General features: G+C 68.2%; 15 protein-coding genes and 1 riboswitch. Of the genes, 9 read left to right on the forward strand and 6 right to left on the reverse strand.

Going from position 1 to position 15,747, the window contains the following annotated elements:
• Positions 1–3 precede the first annotated feature (3 nt).
• From BpN12_RS15465 to metF, 4 genes are all read left to right on the forward strand, one after another.
• Positions 4–765 (forward strand): RNA polymerase sigma factor FliA, encoded by a 762-nt coding sequence (locus BpN12_RS15465; RefSeq protein WP_425306345.1) that lies wholly within the window; start codon positions 4–6, stop codon positions 763–765.
• A 120-nt stretch (positions 766–885) separates the two neighbouring features.
• Positions 886–955: riboswitch (S-adenosyl-L-homocysteine riboswitch) on the forward strand.
• A 100-nt stretch (positions 956–1,055) separates the two neighbouring features.
• Positions 1,056–2,474 (forward strand): adenosylhomocysteinase, encoded by a 1,419-nt coding sequence (ahcY, locus tag BpN12_RS15470; protein WP_246796451.1) that lies wholly within the window; start codon positions 1,056–1,058, stop codon positions 2,472–2,474.
• A gap of 148 nt (positions 2,475–2,622) precedes the next feature.
• A complete protein-coding gene (locus BpN12_RS15475; RefSeq protein ID WP_246796452.1) occupies positions 2,623–2,976 on the forward strand; it encodes a phage holin family protein in 354 nt (117 codons plus the stop codon).
• Positions 2,977–2,995: 19 nt separating this feature from the next.
• On the forward strand, positions 2,996–3,826 hold the full coding sequence (gene metF, locus BpN12_RS15480) for a methylenetetrahydrofolate reductase [NAD(P)H] (protein WP_042623577.1): 831 nt from the start codon (positions 2,996–2,998) through the stop codon (positions 3,824–3,826).
• A gap of 109 nt (positions 3,827–3,935) precedes the next feature.
• Here the strand turns inward: metF and BpN12_RS15485 are convergent, their stop codons facing one another.
• The gene (locus tag BpN12_RS15485) at positions 3,936–5,399 is read right to left on the reverse strand and encodes an amidase (RefSeq protein ID WP_246796453.1); all 1,464 of its coding nucleotides are present in this window, start codon (positions 5,397–5,399) and stop codon (positions 3,936–3,938) included.
• Positions 5,400–5,509: 110 nt separating this feature from the next.
• Positions 5,510–6,205, reverse strand: a complete 696-nt coding sequence (locus tag BpN12_RS15490; RefSeq protein ID WP_246796454.1) for a dienelactone hydrolase family protein — start codon at positions 6,203–6,205, stop codon at positions 5,510–5,512.
• Between the two features lie 319 nt (positions 6,206–6,524).
• Between BpN12_RS15490 and BpN12_RS15495 the strand changes: the two genes are divergently transcribed.
• Both BpN12_RS15495 and BpN12_RS15500 read left to right on the forward strand, forming a co-directional pair.
• Entirely contained in the window at positions 6,525–7,631 is a 1,107-nt protein-coding gene (locus BpN12_RS15495; protein ID WP_246796455.1) for an NAD(P)H-dependent flavin oxidoreductase, read from the forward strand.
• Between the two features lie 504 nt (positions 7,632–8,135).
• The gene (locus BpN12_RS15500) at positions 8,136–9,278 is read left to right on the forward strand and encodes a branched-chain amino acid ABC transporter substrate-binding protein (protein WP_246796456.1); all 1,143 of its coding nucleotides are present in this window, start codon (positions 8,136–8,138) and stop codon (positions 9,276–9,278) included.
• Between the two features lie 150 nt (positions 9,279–9,428).
• Here BpN12_RS15500 and BpN12_RS15505 read toward each other — a convergent pair whose 3' ends face one another.
• Positions 9,429–10,634, reverse strand: coding sequence for an MFS transporter (locus BpN12_RS15505; protein ID WP_246796457.1), 1,206 nt, complete (start codon positions 10,632–10,634; stop codon positions 9,429–9,431).
• 215 nt (positions 10,635–10,849) lie between these two features.
• Between BpN12_RS15505 and BpN12_RS15510 the strand changes: the two genes are divergently transcribed.
• The 3 genes from BpN12_RS15510 to BpN12_RS15520 all read left to right on the forward strand — a co-directional run bounded on the left by BpN12_RS15510 (position 10,850) and on the right by BpN12_RS15520 (position 13,674).
• The gene (locus tag BpN12_RS15510) at positions 10,850–11,560 is read left to right on the forward strand and encodes a HugZ family pyridoxamine 5'-phosphate oxidase (protein WP_246796458.1); all 711 of its coding nucleotides are present in this window, start codon (positions 10,850–10,852) and stop codon (positions 11,558–11,560) included.
• A 392-nt stretch (positions 11,561–11,952) separates the two neighbouring features.
• On the forward strand, positions 11,953–12,246 hold the full coding sequence (locus tag BpN12_RS15515; RefSeq protein WP_198250576.1) for an H-NS histone family protein: 294 nt from the start codon (positions 11,953–11,955) through the stop codon (positions 12,244–12,246).
• Between the two features lie 267 nt (positions 12,247–12,513).
• Positions 12,514–13,674, forward strand: coding sequence for a cation diffusion facilitator family transporter (locus BpN12_RS15520; protein ID WP_246796459.1), 1,161 nt, complete (start codon positions 12,514–12,516; stop codon positions 13,672–13,674).
• 63 nt (positions 13,675–13,737) lie between these two features.
• Here BpN12_RS15520 and BpN12_RS15525 read toward each other — a convergent pair whose 3' ends face one another.
• The 3 genes from BpN12_RS15525 to BpN12_RS15535 form a co-directional block, all read right to left on the reverse strand.
• Positions 13,738–14,196 carry an Lrp/AsnC family transcriptional regulator gene (locus tag BpN12_RS15525; protein WP_025101386.1) on the reverse strand — a complete coding sequence of 153 codons (459 nt, stop codon included), beginning with the start codon at positions 14,194–14,196 and terminating at the stop codon, positions 13,738–13,740.
• 152 nt (positions 14,197–14,348) lie between these two features.
• Positions 14,349–14,978, reverse strand: coding sequence for a 3'-5' exonuclease family protein (locus tag BpN12_RS15530; protein WP_246796460.1), 630 nt, complete (start codon positions 14,976–14,978; stop codon positions 14,349–14,351).
• Positions 14,975–15,622: an MBL fold metallo-hydrolase gene (locus tag BpN12_RS15535; protein ID WP_246796461.1), complete on the reverse strand. Its 648-nt coding sequence runs from the start codon at positions 15,620–15,622 to the stop codon at positions 14,975–14,977. The genes BpN12_RS15530 and BpN12_RS15535 overlap by 4 nt, the downstream gene beginning before the upstream one ends.
• Between the last annotated feature and the right edge of the window lie 125 nt (positions 15,623–15,747).

Raw genomic sequence — 15,747 nt, forward strand, 5'->3', positions numbered from 1 at the left:
CCGATGTACAACGCTCAAGGAAAGCTGTCCACGTCCGCGATGGGCGAGGCCGGGATGGGGCAGGCCGAAGTGCTCGCGAAATACGCGCCGCTGGTGCGCCGGCTCGGCCTGCAGCTCGTCGCGAAGATGCCCGCGAGCGTCGATCTCGACGACCTGATCCAGGCCGGCATGATCGGCCTGCTCGACGCGGCGAGCCGCTACAAGGAAGATCAGGGCGCGCAGTTCGAGACCTACGCGACGCAGCGCATCCGCGGCGCGATGCTCGACGAGCTGCGCAGCAACGACTGGCTGCCGCGCAGCCTGCGCAAGACCTCGCGCGAGGTCGAGCAGGCCATCCATCAGGTCGAGCAGCGGCTGGGGCGTCCGGCCAACGAGAGCGAGATCGCCACCCACCTGGAAATGCCGCTCACCGATTTCCAGTCGATGCTGCAGGACCTGCACGGCAGCCAGCTGATCTACTACGAGGATTTCGACCGCTCGGCCGACGACGAGCCGTTCCTCGACCGCTACCGCGTCGACCACTCGGACCCGCTGTCCGCGCTGCTCGACGAGCACCTGCGCGCGGCGCTGGTCGAGGCGATCGACCGCCTGCCCGAGCGCGAGAAGCTGCTGATGTCGCTCTACTACGAGCGCGGCCTGAACCTGCGCGAGATCGGCGCCGTGCTCGAAGTCAGCGAGTCGCGCGTGTGCCAGCTCCACAGCCAGGCCGTGGCGCGCCTGCGCGCGCGGCTGCGCGAACAGGCCTGGGTGGGCGCCGAACACTGAGGCCGCGCGCGCGGCGCGCGCCGGAAATTCGGCTCCGATCCGTAATGGATTCGCATCCGCACGCTTGCTCCGGCATCGCGCGCGGGAATTCTTCTCGACACTTTGCTACAATCCGTGCTCGTTTCCGAGGAGCGTTGCGACGGGCACCGGCCCGCCAGGCTCGGAAATCTTCACCAGGCGGTGGCCCGCCCGGCACGCAGCGCGAATCGCACGATTCGCCGCGCCGGCCCGGCTTCCCGCTTTCTGAACGGCGCTCACGTCACCAATCTTTGATTAGAAAGGAGGGCGTGATGAACGCCGTTATCGACCCGAAAGCTTCGCAGGACTACCTCGTCGCCGACCTCGCGCTGGCCGCATGGGGCCGCAAGGAACTGACCATCGCCGAGACCGAAATGCCCGGCCTGATGCAGATCCGCGACGAATACAAGGCCGCGCAGCCGCTCAAGGGCGCCCGCATCGCCGGCTCGCTGCACATGACGATCCAGACCGGCGTGCTGATCGAGACGCTCAAGGCGCTCGGCGCCGACGTGCGCTGGGCCTCGTGCAACATCTTCTCGACGCAGGATCACGCGGCCGCCGCGATCGTCGAAGCCGGCACGCCGGTGTTCGCGTTCAAGGGCGAGTCGCTCGACGAGTACTGGGAGTACTCGCACCGCATCTTCGAATGGCCGAACGGCGAATTCGCCAACATGATCCTCGACGACGGCGGCGACGCGACGCTGCTGCTGATCCTGGGCTCGAAGGCCGAGAAGGACCGCTCGGTGATCGCCAAGCCGACCAACGAGGAAGAAGTCGCGCTGTACAAGTCGATCGCCGCGCACCTCGACGCCGACGGCGAGTGGTACTCGAAGCGCCTCGCCCACATCAAGGGCGTGACGGAAGAGACCACCACCGGCGTGCATCGCCTGTACCAGATGGAAAAGGACGGCCGCCTGCCGTTCCCGGCGTTCAACGTCAACGACTCGGTCACCAAGTCGAAGTTCGACAACCTGTACGGCTGCCGCGAGTCGCTCGTCGACGGCATCAAGCGCGCGACCGACGTGATGATCGCGGGCAAGATCGCGGTCGTGGCCGGCTACGGCGACGTGGGCAAGGGCTGCGCGCAGTCGCTGCGCGGCCTCGGCGCGACCGTGTGGGTCACCGAAATCGATCCGATCTGCGCGCTGCAGGCGGCGATGGAAGGCTACCGCGTCGTGACGATGGAATACGCGGCCGACAAGGCCGACATCTTCGTGACCGCCACCGGCAACTTCCACGTGATCGGCCATGACCACATGAAGGCGATGCGCCACAACGCGATCGTCTGCAACATCGGCCACTTCGACTCGGAAATCGACATCGCGTCGACGCGCCAGTACCAGTGGGAAAACATCAAGCCGCAGGTCGACCACATCATCTTCCCGGACGGCAAGCGCGTGATCCTGCTGGCCGAAGGCCGCCTCGTGAACCTCGGCTGCGCGACCGGCCATCCGTCGTTCGTGATGTCGAACTCGTTCGCGAACCAGACGCTCGCGCAGATCGAGCTGTTCGTGCGCGGCGAGCAGTACGAGAACAAGGTGTACGTGCTGCCGAAGCACCTCGACGAGAAGGTCGCGCGCCTGCATCTGGCGCGCATCGGCGCGAACCTGACGGTGCTGTCGCCGGAGCAGGCGTCGTACATCGGCGTGTCGCAGGACGGTCCGTTCAAGCCGAACCACTACCGTTACTGATCGCGCGTCCGGCGCCGCGCGCCGGACCGGACGTGTCGCGCGCCGCGCCCCGCCGGCACGGCCGCGCCACGCATCGCGCCGGCCGCCCCGCGCGGCCCGAACCGGGCCGCTCGTGCGGCCCGGCCTGTTTTTTTGCACAGGAGCCATCATGAGCCTCATCCTGACCTGGATCATCAATGCCCTCGCGCTGCTGATCATCACCTACCTGGTGCCGTCGATCCACATCCGCAGCTTCGGTACGGCGTTGATCGTCGCGGTCGTGCTCGGGCTGATCAACACGGTGCTCCGGCCGGTGCTGATCCTGCTGACGCTGCCCGTGACGATCGTCACGCTCGGCCTGTTCATCCTCGTCGTCAACGCGCTCTGCTTCTGGTTCGCGTCGTCGCTGCTGAAGGGCTTCGAGGTGCAGGGCTTCTGGTCGGCGTTCTTCGGCTCGATCCTGTACAGCATCGTGTCGTGGCTCCTGTCCGCCCTGATCTTCGGCCAGCGCAGCATCGGCTGAACGCGGGCTCATCCGAATCATGAAACCGATCGAACTCTCCCTGGAATTCTTCCCGCCGAAGACGGCGGAGGGCGTCGAGAAGCTGCGTGCCACGCGCGCGCAGCTGCTGCCGCTGAAGCCGAAGTTCGTCTCCGTGACGTTCGGCGCCGGCGGCTCGACGCAGCAAGGCACGCTCGACACGGTGCTCGACATGCAGAAGGACGGCCTCGAGGCCGCGCCGCACCTGTCCTGCATCGGCGCCTCGAAGGACAACCTGCGCGCGGTGCTCGACCAGTACCGCTCGCACGGCATCCGCCACATCGTCGCGCTGCGCGGCGACCTGCCGTCGGGCATGGGCGAGGTGGGCGAGCTGCGCTATGCGTCGGAACTCGTCAGCTTCATCCGCGCCGAGCACGGCGACTGGTTCTGGCTCGAAGTGGCCGCGTACCCGGAATACCATCCGCAGTCGCGTTCGCCGAAGCTGGACCTGCAGCACTTCGCGGCGAAGGTGAAGGCCGGCGCGAACTCGGCGATCACGCAGTACTTCTTCAACGCGGACGCGTATTTCCGCTTCGTCGACGACGCGCGCAAGCTCGGCGTGGACGTGCCGATCGTGCCGGGCATCATGCCGATCACGAACTTCACGCAGCTGATGCGCTTCTCCGAGATGTGCGGCGCCGAAGTGCCGCGCTGGGTGGCGCGCCGGCTCGAGAGCTTCGGCGACGACAAGGAATCGATCCGCGCGTTCGGCACCGACGTGGTCACCGCGATGTGCGAGCGGCTGATCCGCGATGGCGCGCCGGGGCTGCACTTCTACACGCTGAACGCGGCGATGGCGACCAGGGCGGTCTGCGAGCGGCTCGGGTTCTGAGCGGCTCGCGGCCGGCTGCGGCGCGCGTTGCAAACGAGCGGGCCTTCGGGTCCGCTTTTTTTATGCTTGGGCGGCGCGGGCGCGGCATCCACGCCCGCGCCGCGGCGCCTCAGCGTGCCGCCGGCACCAGCGGCGGACGCCGCCCGAACCACGGCCGCGCCAGTTCGAGCTGGCGCGCGAACCGCAGTAGCCGCGCGTCGTCGCCGAGGCGCGCGGCGAACTGCACGCCGACGGGCAGGCCGCGCGCGTTCCAGTAGAGCGGCACCGACATCGCCGGCTGGCCGGTCAGGTTGAACAGTTCGGTGCAGCCGGCCCAGGCGAACGCGCGGTCGGCCGCCTTCGCCAGCATCATCCGCAGCAGCGGCCGCGCCGGCAGCGCGGCCAGCAGGCGCATCTGCGCGCGCTCGAGCGGCGTGGAGCGCAGCTCGCCGATCCGCACCGGCGGCGCCGCCAGCGTCGCGCACAGCACCAGGTCGTAGCGCGCGGTCGCGCTCGCCACGTCGGCGATCAGCTGCTTCTGCCAGTCGAGCGCGACGGGCAGCCGCTCGCGCGCGACATGCCGCCCGACCTGCGCCATCGCGCGGCTCGCCGGTTCGAACTCGTTGCCGCGCGGCCGGCGCCCGGTGAGCGCCTGCGCGTCGTGGACCAGCGGCTCGACGATGGTGGCCCAGCAGGTGAGGAAGGTCTCGGCCGCGCGCGCCCGGTCGATCGGCAGCGTCACCGGCTCGACCACGTGGCCGAGCGATTCGGCGAGCCGGGCCGCGTCGTCGAGCGCCGCCAGCACGTCGGGAGACAGCGACGCCGCGAACAGCGGATCGGTGACGAGGCCGATGCGCAGCGGCCCGACCGGTTCGTCGAGCCGGGCCAGCGCGGCCTCGGGCGTGCCGGCGCGGCCGGTGGTGAGGTCGAACAGCAGCGCGCTGTCGCGCACGCTGCGAGAGATCGCATGGTTGACGATCAGGTCGCCCGGCACCGGCTGCACGGCCAGCTGCGGATCGTAGCCGGGCTTGAAGCCGAACAGGCCGCAGCACGAGGCCGGGATGCGGATCGAGCCGCCGCCGTCGGACGCATGCGCGAGCGGCACGATGCCGGCCGCCACGGCCGCCGCCGCGCCGCCGCTCGACCCGCCCGGCGTGTGATCGAGATTCCACGGGTTGCGGCACGGCCCGAACAGCTCGGGCTCGGTCACCGGCATCTGGCCGAACTCGGAGGTGCTGGTCTTGCCGAACACGTTGACGCCGGCCGCCTTCGCGCGCGCGATGAACGGCGCGTCGGCGTCGGGCACGAAGTAGCGGTAGTGGCGGCTGCCGAACGACATCCGCAGCCCGGCCGCCGCCGCGAGATCCTTGACGAGGTAGGGCACGCCGCCGAGCGGGCCGGCCGGCGGCGCGGCCCCGGCGGCGGCGCGCTCGCGGGCCGCGTCGTAGTCGGTCAGCACGATCGCGTTGATCGACGGGTTCAGTGCGTTGGCGCGCGCGATCGCGGCGTCGAGCACCTCGCGCGCGCTGGTCTGCCGGGTGGCGATCAGCGTGGCGAGGTCAGTGGCATCGTAGTTCGGATAATCGTCCTGCACCCTGGCCCCCGTTCGTTCGAATCAGGATCGGGCCACGCGCGGCGCCGGCGTCCGGCGGGCACCGAGGCTGCGCGCGCGGACGCCGGCCCGCGCGGGCCGGTGCGACGAGCTTACAGCTGTTCGGCGAGGAATGTCAGCGTGCGGCCGTGCGCGAGCGCCGCCGCGCGCTGGTTGTACGAGGCGCGCACGTTGCAGTTGAAGCCGTGGCCGGCATCCGGGTACCAATGCACTTGCGCGTCCGCGCGGCCGCCGAACGCGGCCTTGACCTGCTCGACCGCCTCGGCCGGGATGTGGTCGTCGAGGCCTGCGTAGTGGAACTGGATCGGCTGCGTGACGTGGTTCGCGACGTCGAGGTGGTTCTGGATGCCGCCGCCGTAGTAAGCGACCGCCACGTCGAACGCGCCGGCCGCCGCGGCCAGATAGACGAGCCGCCCGCCGAAGCAGTAGCCGATGCCGGCCACGCGGTTGCCTTCCACCTCGGGGCGCGCGCGCAGCGCGGCGACCGCGTGGCCGATGTCGGCCGCGGCCTGGTGCGGATCGGTCTTCTGCAGCAGCTCGATGCCCTTGTCGCGGTCGGCGCCTTCATAACCGAGGTCCACGCGCGGCTGGGTGCGCCAGAAGATGTCCGGGGCGAGCGCGACGTAGCCGTCGGCCGCATATTGCTCGGCGACCGACCGGATGTGGCCGTTCACGCCGAAGATTTCCTGAACGATCACCACGGCCGGTCCCTTGCCGCCCTTGGGCAGGGCAAGGTAACCACCGAACGTTTCGTTGCCGGCGGGGATGTCGATCCATTGCGAAGTCATTGCGGGTCTCCAGACGAAGCGCGCGCCGCGGGAACGGGCGCGCGCGAGGGGAAAAGGGCGGCGTCAGTGTGCCATCGATCGTGCCGCGCTGCTGCGTGTCAGCGGACTGTAGGGCGCGGCGGGCCGCGTCGGCATCGCCGATGTGCCTGGCCCGGCGCGGGCGGCGGCTGTCGGAAGCGATCGAAGCCGCGCGCGGGTTATCTTCCACGGAGATTGCCGCGATCACGATCTTTCATTATCCGGCGGCCCGGGGCTTCGCTACAGTCGTGAGCAAGCCAACGGCGCGGGACCGCCCGCGCGGATTTCATGGAGCCCGCCAATGTCCCACGCCAGTCTTCCCGCCACCTCGTTCGTCGAGCGTTTCGGCCTGCGTCTGCCCCTGGTGCAGGCCCCGATGGCCGGCGCGACCTCGGCGGCCATTGTCGCCGCCGCCTCGAACGCCGGTGCGCTCGGCAGCCTCGGCGGCGCGGGTTTCGCGCCCGCGCGGCTCGCCGCCGAGATCGAGGCGATCCGCGCGGCCACCTCGCGGCCGTTCGCGGTCAACCTGTTCGTGCTCGACGAGGCGCGCCCCGACGACGCGACGGTGCGGCGCGCGCTCGCCGCGATCGATCCGTTGCGCGCGCGGCTCGGCCTGCCGGCCGGCGCGCCGCTCGCCCGCTACGCGCCCGACTTCGACGCGCAGCTCGAGGTGCTGGTGGCCGCGCGCGTGCCGGTGGCGAGCTTCACGTTCGGCGTGCTCGACGCCGCGCAAGTCGCGCGCCTGCACGCGGCCGGCTGCTGCGTGATCGGCACCGCGACCCATGTGGCCGAGGGCCTCGCGTGGCGCGAGGCCGGCGCCGACGCGATCAGCGCGCAGGGCGCCGAGGCGGGCGGCCATCGCGGCACCTTTCTCGGCGCGGCCGAGGACGCGCTGATCGGCACCATGGCGCTGGTGCCGCAGCTCGTTGACGCGACCGGGCTGCCGGTGCTTGCCGCGGGCGGCATCATGGACGGCCGCGGCATCGCCGCCGCGCTTGCGCTCGGCGCGCAGGCCGCGCAGCTCGGCACCGCGTTCCTGGGCTGTGCCGAAGCCACGATTCCCGCAGCCTGGCGCGAGTGTCTCGTGACCAGCGAGGACACCGCCACGGTGGTGACGCGCGCGATCTCGGGCCGGCATGCACGCGGCATCCGCAATGCGCTGATCGACGCGCTCGGCGCACGGCCGGACGCGATCGCGCCATATCCGGTGCAGAACGCGCTGACGCAGGAGTTGCGGCAGGCGGCCGGCCGCGCGGGCGAGGCCGGCTATCTGTCGTTGTGGGCCGGCCAGGGCGTGCCGCTCGGCCGCCGCCGCGTCGCTGGCGGCGAGCTGACGGCGGCCGCGCTGATCGACGCGCTCGACGCCGAATGGCGCACGGCCGTCGCGCGTTTCGCGCCGGCGCGCTGACGCGGCGGCACGCCTGTATACAGTCGAATCGTATTTCAGCCCGCCTCGATCCGCATTCACGTTGCATCCGGAACGCCAGCTCAATCGTATTTTCAGGACCGCGCGGCGCCATTCAGGCCGCGCGGAACGGTGAATTATTTTCGACCGAAGCCATTGATCCGCAACGTGATCCGGATGGGTGTCCGATTTGTAAAACAACTCTTCGGCATCCCGATCGAATTAGCGGAAACCCTTAACCACCAAGGGTTTTCGAGCGGTCGCCAGCACTGTCGTTCGGCCGCGACATCGGTAGTCTTCCCACTTTCTCAAAAAAGTCCCACAAATTAATTTGATCACCTACACTTGCGCGCAAGTACGGTGAGGTGCCCGCTAAAAGCGGTCGCGTCGCCTGCTTGCAGCCACGTGCATGACAGATGCGGCCGGCGACACTCCAGTGGTGATTGGCACCGGGGATGGAGCGGGGAACCGGCGATGGCATTTTTTGGATCGAAACTGGAGACTTCCATGAATATCAAGATGCAAAAGCTGTTGCCGATCAGCGCGGCGGCGATGGTGTTTGCGGCGTTGGCGACGAACGCAGCGGCCGACCAGGTGGTGAAGATCGGTCACGTTGCGCCGTTGACGGGCGGTATCGCCCACCTCGGCAAGGACAACGAGAACGGTGCTCGCCTCGCTGTCGAGGAAATCAACGCGAAGGGCCTGACGATCGGTGGCCAGAAGATCACGCTCCAGCTCGATGCACAGGACGACGCGGCCGACCCGCGTACCGCCACGCAGGTTGCGCAGAAGCTCGTCGACGACAAGGTCGTGGCGATCGTCGGCCACCTGAACTCGGGCACCACGATCCCGGCCTCGAAGATCTACAGCGATGCGGGCATCGTGCAGATCTCGCCGTCGGCGACCAACCCGGCCTACACGCAGCAGGGCTTCAAGACCACCTACCGCGTGGTCGCGACCGATGCGCAGCAAGGTCCGGCGCTGGCGAACTACGCGCAGTCGAAGGGCTACAAGAGCGTGGCGGTGGTCGACGATTCGACCGCTTACGGCCAGGGTCTCGCGAACGAGTTCGAGAAGAAGGCCAAGGCGCTCGGCCTGAAGGTTCTCTCGCATGACGCGACCAACGACAAGGCGGTCGACTTCCGCGCGATTCTGACCAAGATCAAGGGCGAAAACCCGGACGTGATCATGTACGGCGGCATGGACGCCACCGGCGGCCCGTTCGCCAAGCAGGCCAAGCAGCTCGGCCTGCGCGCGAAGGTGCTGGCCGGCGACGGCGTCTGCACGGAGCAGCTCTCGGATCTGGCCGGCGACGCATCGTCGAACGTGGTCTGCTCGCAGGCCGGCGCGGCACTCGAGAAGATGCCGGGTGGTTCGGAGTTCGAAGCAAAGTACCAGAAGCGCTTCGGCCAGCCGATCCAGATCTACTCGCCGTTCACGTATGACGCCGTGTACATCATCGTCGACGCGATGAAGCGCGCGAACTCGACCGATCCGGCGAAGATCCTCGCGGCGATGCCGTCGACGGACTACAAGGGCGTGATCGGTGAGACCGTGTTCGACTCGAAGGGCGACCTGAAGCACGGCGTGATCTCGCTGTACGACTACAAGGGCGGCAAGAAGACGTTCCTGGATCAAGTGAAGATGTAAATCTGCCTCGACAGAGGGGGTAAAGGGCGCCCGTCGAAAGACGGGCGCCTTTTCTTTTTTGCAGGCCGCTGAAGCGCGATCGCTGTTGCGAAGGCGCGGCGCCGACGCCTGAAACGCGAACGCCGCTCAGACGCTCAGACGCTCAGACGCTCAAACGTTCAGCCGGCGCATCACGCGCGGCGCGAACGCGGCGACGATCGCCGCGCACAGCGCGACGATCCCGAGCCCGACCGGCAGCCCGGCCGCCTGCGCGACGCCGCCGATCACGACCGGGCCGAACATCAGCCCGAAATAGGCAAGGCCGGCCACGTGCGCGAGCCCCTCGGCGGGCGAGATGCCGGCCACGCGCGCGGCGGCGGCGAACAGCAGCGGCATCATGTTGGACAGGCCGAGGCCCATCATCGTGAAGCCGATCAACGCCGGCGCCGGATACGGCAGCAGCAGCGCGCCGACCATCCCGATGCAGGCGAACGTGGCGCTCGCGAACACCACCTGCGGCGCGCCGAAGCGCGCGCGCACGAAGTCGCCGGCGAAGCGTCCGCCCGCCATGCCGCCCGAGAACGCGGCATAGGCGGCGCTCGCGAACGCGGGCGTGGCGGCCACCACGTCGCGCATGTAGACGGTGGCCCAGTCGTACATCGCGCCCTCGGCGATCAGCGAGACCAGCGCGATCGCGCCGAGCGTCCAGAGCGCGGTCGAGCGCCAGCGGTTGAGCGACGAGCCGTGCTCCGCTTCCTGATGCGGCACGTGCGGCAGCACGGCCGGGCAGGCCACCACGATGATCACTGCGCACACCAGCGAGGCGAGCGCCAGATGCACGGGCGGCGCCATGCCCGCCGACAGCGCGGCGCCGCCGAGCGCCGCGCCGCTGAGCCCGCCGATGCTGAACATGCCGTGCAGCATCGAGATGATCGGCCGGCCGAACGCGATCTCGACCGCGCTCGCCTCGGCGTTCATCGCGACGTCGAGCGTGGCCATCGTGAAGCCGAACAGCATCAGCACCACGATCAGCAGCGGATAGCTCGGCGCGAGCAGGATCAGCGCGCCGCACACCGACATGCCGATGCCGCCGGCGAGGCAGGCGGTGCGCGTGCCCACCCGCGCGATCCACTTCGCGTTGGTGGTCATCGCGATGATCGAGCCGATCGCCACGGCGAGCAGCGCGAGCGACAGCAGCGCCGGACTCAGCGCGAAGCGGTCGCGCACGGTCGGCACGTGGACGCCCCACGAGGCGTACATCATGCCGGCGACGAAGAACAGCGCCATGGTGGCCGCGCGGGCGCGGTGGCGCGCCGCCGGGGGCAGGGCGCGGTGGGCGGCGGGCTGCGGCGGAAGCCGGGAGGAATGATCGGACACGGTGAGCTCGGCGATGCGCGTCGCCGGCGTTCGGAACCACGCCGGTCGCGCGCAGGGAGGGTTATCGTTGAACGTCGCGCGCCGCATGCGAGCGATGCGCGACAATGGGCAGCAGCAACCGATTCTAACGGAGCGTCGCACCGGACGCGCGCGGTGGTGCCCCGCGCCCGCGGAGCGATGCGCACGATCGCGGCGGCGCCGCGCGGGAGAATGCCTTGAAGCTGTCCGTCTCGCTACCGATCCACCTGCTGCATCGCGGGCAGGCCGGCACGCTCGCGACCCATGCGCGCGAGCCGGCCGGCTTTCCGTATCCGACCATCGTTCCCTACGCAACCGATGCGCGCCATCGGCCCGTGGTGCTGGTCAGCGCGCTGGCCGAGCACACGCGCAACCTGGCCGCCGATGCGCGCGCCGGCTTCCTGGTCGCCGACCCGGAGCCGGCAGGCCGGACCGCCGCGGCGCCCGACGCTTCGTCCAGTGGCGCGCCCGCCGCGAGCGCGGTGCTCGAAGCCGAACGCGTCACGTTGATCGGCCGCTTCGTGCGGATCGACGACGACCCGTATCTCGCCGCGCGTTATCAGCGATATCACCGCGATGCGGCGCGTTATCTCGCGCTCGGCGATTTCGCGTTCTGGGCGCTCGAATGCGAGCGACTGCGCTTCATCGGCGGCTTCGGCCGAATGGGCTGGCTCGACGGCGCCGGGCTCGACGCGCTGCCGCCGCTGTCGTTCGACGAGGAGCAGGCATTATGGGCGCGGTATCCAGTTGGTAATAGCGGGCCGGAATTGATTGGCGTCGACCGGCATGGTGCCGATTGGCGGATTGCCGGACGGCTGCGGCGTACTGCTTTTGCCAATCCGGCCGCCGATTCCCGTGCGCTCATCGACGCCGTGGAGAACGCCGCGGCCACTATTGATTCGCCGTGATCGGCAATTCCGAAGCCCGCTGAATATCGGCGTATCAGGCAGGTGCACGGTTTCGGTGCATTGATTTCCGGCTGATTCTCAGCAAAAGCTCTCTCGACATGAAAGCTTCCAGGTGCATCGATGCCGCCGGTTGCGCGGCCTGAAAGCATGAATATATGAACAAACTCTGCCTAATCGATTGCCTCAATCAATTAAGTGGTAATTGAATTGCTGATCGGCCCTCCGACTCGTTCGAGATTAATTACAATCGAGCACATTTATTTGTGGCGCCGGTGATTCCTTCGTTTGTTTTTTGTGCTAATCTCTGGCTCCATAATCATCCGAGGCATCGTTACGTGGAAATGGGTGAGCCGGCACAGACCGGTCCTGTTTAGTCAGAGAAAAGGAAATATATGTCTTCTTACAAGGACCTTCTCGCACAGCGAGAAAAGCTGGAGAAGCAAATCGAGGAAGCCAAGGCGAAGGAATATGCCGATGTCCTCAACGACGTCAAACAGAAGATCTCGGATTACGGCTTCTCGCTGGCCGAACTCGGTCTGAGCCGCGCCAAGGCAGCCAAGGCTGGCCGGGCACGTGCCGGTGTCGCCGCGAAGTATCGCGATCCGGAATCGGGCGCAACCTGGTCTGGCCGCGGCAAACCGCCGCGCTGGATCGCCGGCAAGAATCGCGATCAATTCGCGATCTGATTTCCGGCGGCGGGGATAACCCGTCTTGCGGAAAGAAAGGCCACGCATCTCGTCGGCGAGATGCGTGGCCTTTTTGCTTTCGGTCGCGGCGGCGAAACGCGGGCGCCGTGATCAGACAGCGTGGTCCGATACGATCGAATCCGCTCAAACCCCTGGCCGGGTCGCTTTGATAAGCAATTGATTTGCCGCGTGTTTCATCGAAACCTGCGGCGGGTGTCATGGAACGCTTGATAGAATCTCAGAATTGCGGCCTCAAACAAGTACCCCATGTCCACATTTCCCGCCGACAATCTCGACGCCGAAAAACATGCTGTCGCCCGCAAGACCACCTGGGTCAGTATTACGCTCAATGTCGCGCTTACAATATTACAAATTGCTGTCGGATTTATCGCCCATTCGCAGGCATTGATTGCGGATGGCGTACATTCCTTGTCCGACCTCGTATCGGATTTCGTGGTGCTGCTGGCCAATCGGCATAGTGGCGCGAAGCCGGATGCCGACCATAATTACGGACACAGCCGTTATGAAACGGTCGCGTCGTTATTGTTGGGCGCGATCCTGATTACGGTCGGTGTCGGCATGCTGTGGCGCGCCGGCGACCGGCTCGTGGAGCACGCCGCGATTCCGGCCGTCCATGCGAGCGCGCTCGCCGTCGCCGGGCTGGTGGTGGTGTTCAAGGAGGGGCTGTTTCGCTACATGCTCGCCGAGGCGCGGCGCGTGCGTTCGGCGATGCTGGTCGCGAACGCCTGGCATGCGCGCTCGGACGCGGCTTCGTCGCTGGTCGTCGCGATCGGCGTGGTCGGCAGCCTGGCCGGCGTGCGGCTGCTCGATCCGATTGCCGCCGCGATCGTCGGCTTCATGGTCGCGCGGATGGGCTGGAGCTTCGGCTGGGAGGCGCTGCAGGACCTGTCCGATCGCGCGCTCGACGCGAAGGCCGCCGCCGAGATCCGCGCGCTGCTGAGCGCGACGCCGGGCGTGCGCGACATCCACGAGCTGCGCACGCGCAAGATGGGTGACGCGGCGCTCGTCGATGCGCACATCCTCGTCGATCCGATGATTTCTGCCTCCGAAGGGCATTTCATCGCGGAGACGGCGCGGGCGCGCCTGCTCGGCGACGTGCGCGTGCTCGACGCGCTGATCCACGTCGATACCGAGAACGACCTGATCTGGCTGAAACCGGCGCTCGCGCAGCCGCCGCGCAGCGAGATCGCGCCGAGGATCGAGGCGGTGCTGGGCGAATCGGGCCTGCGCGCCACCGCCGTGCAGCTGCATTACCTGAGCAGCGGGCTCGAGATCGACCTGACGCTGGCCGCCGGTACGCCGCCCCTCACCGATCTCGACGCGGCCGCGCTGCGCGAGCGGCTCGGCGTGAGACGGATCGGTATCGCGTGCGACATGGCATCGGCAGGCGCGCGCGGCGTGTCGTAGCGGCGCGCCGCGGTTCGGCGAAGGGGTGGGGGCGGCGCGCAGTGCGGTACGAAGTGCGGCGCCTCAGAGCGGCAGCTGGGTATCGAACTTGATCTCGCGCAGCACGACGCTCGTGCGGACCTGCGAGACGGCCGGGATCTTGAAGATGCGCTCGTGCAGGAACACGTCGTAGGCCTTGATGTCGGGCGCGACGATCTTGAGGATGTAGTCGGCCTCGCCGGTGGTGCTGTAGCACTCGGTCACTTCGGGGCAGGTCGCGATCTCGCGTTCGAACTGCTCGACGCCGCCCTCGTTGTGGCGCGTCAGATGCACGTGGGCGAGCGCGCACACATGCAGGCCGAGCTTTTCGCGGTCGAGCAGCGCCGTGTAGCGCTGGATCACGCCCGATTGCTCCATGTCCTTGATGCGCCGCCAGCACGGCGTGCTCGACAGGCCGACCTGGTCGGAAATCTCCTGGACCGAGCGGCGCGCGTCGAGCTGCAACAGGCGAAGAATTTTCTGCGAAAAAGAGTCGAGTATCACCTGCGTCTCCGAAGGCGGCTGCCATGCCGCCATGTTAGAGGCGCGGGAAAAGTCACGCAATCGATGCGCGGTATTCGAGCGGGATTCGCTACGCGGGGCCGGCGCGACGGAAATATTTATATTGTTCGCGCCCGGCGCCGCTGACCGTCGCGTCAGCCTGGCTCGTCCTCGCCGGCCGCGTCGGCCGGGGCGTTCGCGGCGCCCGTGCCGGCGGCGAACGCGGCCTGCCGCACGCGCAGTTCGGCGAGCATGTTGCAGAACAGCGCGCCCTGCTCGATCGCGTCATCGAGCGCGACGTGCGTGTGCGGATGATCGTCGAACCAGTGCTTCGGGAAGCGCGGCTTGATCGCCTTGCGATACGGCAGGCCGGTCAGCGCGAACGCGAGCGTCTTGATGTCGAGCGCCGACCACGAGAACGGGCAGCGCCCCGTGAAGCGCATCATGTACCAGAACATGAAGGTGAAATCGAAGCCGGCCGGCATCGCCACGAACACCGGCTTGCCCGGCAGCGCCTCGACCCACTCGACATAGGCGACGAGCGCCGCCTCGGGCGCCTGCAGGTCCTGGCGGCACGCGGCCCAGGCCTCGGGCTGCGTCTTCCACCAGGCTTCCTGCACCGGATGCGCGGCGGCGCCGGGCAGCGTTTCGAGGTTCGCCGAGAAGGTCGCGATCAGCTGCTTGTCTTCGGTATAGGCGGCCGAGGCGAAGCTCAGCATCGAATGCGGACCGGGGATCGGGCCGTCGGCCTCGACGTCGGTGCTGACGTAGATCTCGCTGCTCATCCGAACCTCCGGTCCGCCACGAACGGGTTGGTCGCGCGCTCCTCGCCGAACGTCGACACCGGGCCATGGCCCGGCACGAACGTGACGTCGTCGCCGAGCGGCCAGAGCTTCTCGCGGATCGAGCGCACCAGATCCTCATGGTTGCCGCGCGGGAAATCGGTGCGGCCGATCGAGCCGGCGAACAGCACGTCGCCGACGATCGCGAGCCGGTGCGCGCGGCTGAAGAACACCACGTGCCCCGGCGTGTGGCCCGGGCAGTGATAGACCTCGAGCGTCTCGCCGCCCACCGTCACCGCGTCGCCGTCCGCGAGCCAGCGGTCGGGCTCGAAGGCCTCGGCCCGGCCGCCGAAACCGAAGCGCTCGCTTTGCGAGGGCAGCTGCTCGATCCAGAACCGCTCGTCTTCCTGCGGCCCCTCGATCGGCACGCCATAGTGCGCGGCGAGCGCCTTCGCTCCCGCGCAGTGATCGACATGGCCGTGCGTGACGAGCACCTTCTCGACCTGCACGCCCTGCTGTTCGACCTGTTCGCGAATGCGTTCGAGATCGCCGCCGGGATCGACGACGGCGGCCCGGCCGGTCTGTTCGCAGACGATCAGCGAGCAGTTCTGCTGGAACGGCGTGACGGGAATCAGCGTGACTTTCATAGGGGGAGCGGCGCCGGCAAAACTGCGATTGTACTGGCTCGCCCGCGCGGGTGCCCTGTGTCGGAACCGTGTCGGACACGGGGCCGGCCGGCCCGTGGCAATGGGCCAGCCCGCGCCGGAGGCGG

This window comes from Burkholderia perseverans (assembly GCF_022870505.1).
Taxonomy (GTDB): domain Bacteria; phylum Pseudomonadota; class Gammaproteobacteria; order Burkholderiales; family Burkholderiaceae; genus Burkholderia; species Burkholderia plantarii.

Excerpts from the sequence above, each read along its gene's own strand:
- BpN12_RS15520 (WP_246796459.1), top strand. The coding sequence starts at position 12,514 with ATGTCCACATTTCCCGCCGACAATCTCGACGCCGAAAAACATGCTGTC.
- BpN12_RS15515 (WP_198250576.1), top strand. The coding sequence starts at position 11,953 with ATGTCTTCTTACAAGGACCTTCTCGCACAGCGAGAAAAGCTGGAGAAG.
- BpN12_RS15495 (WP_246796455.1), top strand. The coding sequence starts at position 6,525 with ATGTCCCACGCCAGTCTTCCCGCCACCTCGTTCGTCGAGCGTTTCGGC.
- BpN12_RS15500 (WP_246796456.1), top strand. The coding sequence starts at position 8,136 with ATGAATATCAAGATGCAAAAGCTGTTGCCGATCAGCGCGGCGGCGATG.
- BpN12_RS15530 (WP_246796460.1), bottom strand. The coding sequence starts at position 14,978 with ATGAGCAGCGAGATCTACGTCAGCACCGACGTCGAGGCCGACGGCCCG.
- metF (WP_042623577.1), top strand. The coding sequence starts at position 2,996 with ATGAAACCGATCGAACTCTCCCTGGAATTCTTCCCGCCGAAGACGGCG.
- BpN12_RS15490 (WP_246796454.1), bottom strand. The coding sequence starts at position 6,205 with ATGACTTCGCAATGGATCGACATCCCCGCCGGCAACGAAACGTTCGGT.
- BpN12_RS15465 (WP_425306345.1), top strand. The coding sequence starts at position 4 with ATGTACAACGCTCAAGGAAAGCTGTCCACGTCCGCGATGGGCGAGGCC.
- BpN12_RS15535 (WP_246796461.1), bottom strand. The coding sequence starts at position 15,622 with ATGAAAGTCACGCTGATTCCCGTCACGCCGTTCCAGCAGAACTGCTCG.
- ahcY (WP_246796451.1), top strand. The coding sequence starts at position 1,056 with ATGAACGCCGTTATCGACCCGAAAGCTTCGCAGGACTACCTCGTCGCC.
- BpN12_RS15475 (WP_246796452.1), top strand. The coding sequence starts at position 2,623 with ATGAGCCTCATCCTGACCTGGATCATCAATGCCCTCGCGCTGCTGATC.